Source organism: Oscillatoria sp. HE19RPO, from assembly GCF_024220515.1.
In the GTDB taxonomy this organism is placed as follows: Bacteria; Cyanobacteriota; Cyanobacteriia; order Cyanobacteriales; family Laspinemataceae; genus Laspinema.
In genome coordinates, this window is record NZ_JAMXOT010000478.1 from 1 (window position 1) to 2,302 (window position 2,302).

The 2,302-nt window shown below is 50.4% G+C and carries 3 protein-coding genes; 1 reads left to right on the forward strand and 2 read right to left on the reverse strand.

The genetic code is table 11. The features are described from left to right. Positions 1-240: 240 nt before the first annotated feature. On the reverse strand, positions 241-690 hold the full coding sequence (locus NG833_RS29820) for a tellurite resistance TerB family protein (RefSeq protein WP_254568890.1): 450 nt from the start codon (positions 688-690) through the stop codon (positions 241-243). Between the two features lie 39 nt (positions 691-729). After that, positions 730-1,824, reverse strand: coding sequence for a 3-dehydroquinate synthase (aroB, locus tag NG833_RS29825; RefSeq protein WP_254568891.1), 1,095 nt, complete (start codon positions 1,822-1,824; stop codon positions 730-732). Between the two features lie 94 nt (positions 1,825-1,918). Here aroB and NG833_RS29830 point away from each other — a divergent pair, with 94 nt between their 5' ends. Then, positions 1,919-2,014: a cytochrome b6-f complex subunit PetL gene (locus tag NG833_RS29830; RefSeq protein WP_015148453.1), complete on the forward strand. Its 96-nt coding sequence runs from the start codon at positions 1,919-1,921 to the stop codon at positions 2,012-2,014. The last annotated feature ends 288 nt before the right edge of the window (positions 2,015-2,302 follow it).

Genomic DNA, 2,302 nt, shown 5'->3' on the forward strand with positions numbered 1-2,302 from the left:
CGATTCGCGAATCGCCTCTACATCCTTTGGCGATTCGCGAATCGCCCCTACAGATTTATAAATCGGTTCGATCGCCCTCCCCGTCGCCAAGGACAGAGGACCCACAAAGGGTTTTTATACCAAATCCGGTTGTTAAAAGTCGATTTCCTGGATTAGCCCGCGCAGGCACCGCTTCGTCCGCGAGTGCCCCACCATGCACGGGTGCGGGTTTTTATAGACATATCAGAACCGAATTCCGTATTATTCCGATCGCCAATAATTCTCCCAAGCTTCGGCAATCAGTCGGGGTGCCGTTTCTGCGGGAATTTTCAGCGCTTGGGCGAGTTTTTCCAAATATTGCGATTCTTCTGGCGTCACCTTCCCATCAACGATCGCAAAGGTCGCCGCTACAGAAAAGGCATCTTCCACCATATCATCCGGGAGGGCTTCAATGGCAGCATTAAACAAGGCCGAAGTCCCTTGACGGTCCCAAATCCTATCAACTTTGTCCGAAATTTTTTGGATATCTTCTTCCACATACCCTCTCATCGCCCCACTTGCCATCAACTCATGGAGTAACTCCGATTGTTGTTCAGACATTTGGCCATCGGCATAAACCACAATCAACGTAATGGCAAACAACGCTTCGAGAGGCGTGAGTTTTTCCGTTGATTTCGCATAAGTTTGGAACAGTTTGTCATACTTGCTCATGGCATCCCCCTTTTGCGGACTCTCCCAAGTGAACCAGCGTTACTGCATTCCAGGCAATATCTGGCGAATCAAATCTGACGTGACGCGATCGCTCACCGTTGCGGCCCCAATTTGCGTCGGTAACACAAACCGCACTTGTCCATCTTTGACCTTCTTATCGGTTTGCAGGGTGTCAATAATTTCCTCAAGATTCAATCCTTCAGGTAATTTCGTCGGCAACCCGGCTTTTTCAATCAAGGCAAACTGACGGCGATCGCACTCCTCATCCCAGAGTCCCAACACCACCGCTAACCGCGATGCCGCTACCATCCCGATCGCCACCGCTTCCCCATGATTCGTCCCCTTATAGTGCGTCAAACTTTCCACCGCATGACCAATCGTGTGACCATAATTCAGAATCGCCCGCAATCCTGCTTCTTTTTCATCTTTACCCACCACATCCGCTTTACTTTGACAAGAACGGGCGAGAATTTCTTCCAAAAATCCCGCATCCACATAGCGTAACTGATCCAACCGCTTTGCCTGTTCCATCTGGGTGAATAATTCCGAATCCCAAATCACCCCATATTTAATTACCTCGGCCATTCCTGCTCGAAATTCCCGGGCTGGGAGGGTTTTTAGCACCTCGGGGTCGATCGCCACCAACTTCGGTTGATAAAATGCCCCAATCAGATTTTTCCCCTGGGGATGATTCACCCCGGTTTTGCCCCCAATTGACGCATCTACCATCGCTAACAGAGTTGTGGGAACTTGGACAAAATTAATCCCCCGCAACCAAGTCGCTGCTGCAAATCCGGTCATATCTCCCACAACCCCACCGCCTAAAGCAACCATTGTGGAGGACCGTTCTAGGCGCTGTTCTAGGGCCGCATCGTAAATTTTTTGGATGGATCGCAGGGTTTTGTATTGTTCTCCTGCTGTCAGGATGCAGGTGGATAGGTCAAATCCGGCGGCAGTTAAGGAGGACCGGAGGCAGTCGCCATACCGTCGATCCACCACGGGGTTGGACACCACTAACACTTTTTTCCCCAACTTCAGGGGTTGCATCTTCTCCCCGAGTTGATCTAAGGATTGAGGGGCGATCGCAATATCATAAGAGTCCTGGGGCAGATTGACGCGGATAACAGACGGCATGGTAAACAACCCATTCACTAAACCTAGAGTGCTGTATTGTATCGCAAGCCATGATTCAATGGTGGGTAACGATTTTAAATGGAGATACTTCTCAATGTCTGGAATCCTTGCTTATGCTTTAATTGTTGGTGGAGCCTTCGTCAGTGCCGTGGTCCTGATGTTTGGATTACGTGCCGTTAAGCTGATCTAATCTCAAATCCGGTTGCCAAAGACCTACCAATACTCTTCAGCCCGCGCAGGCGGGCTTCGTCCGTATAGCCCCAGGCTTCAGCCTGCGGGTTTTTATAGACTTTTAAAACCGAATTCCGTACAATCCCAAATCCGGTTGTCAAAAGTCAGTTTTCTGTATTAGCCCGCGCAGGCGGGCTTCGTCCTGTGAGCCTCCACCCTTGAGGGTGCGGGTTTTTATTAGCCCTGTCAAGGTCTGTAGATTGTAGGGGCGCAATGCTTGCGCCCTCCGGAGGGCGCAAGCATTGCG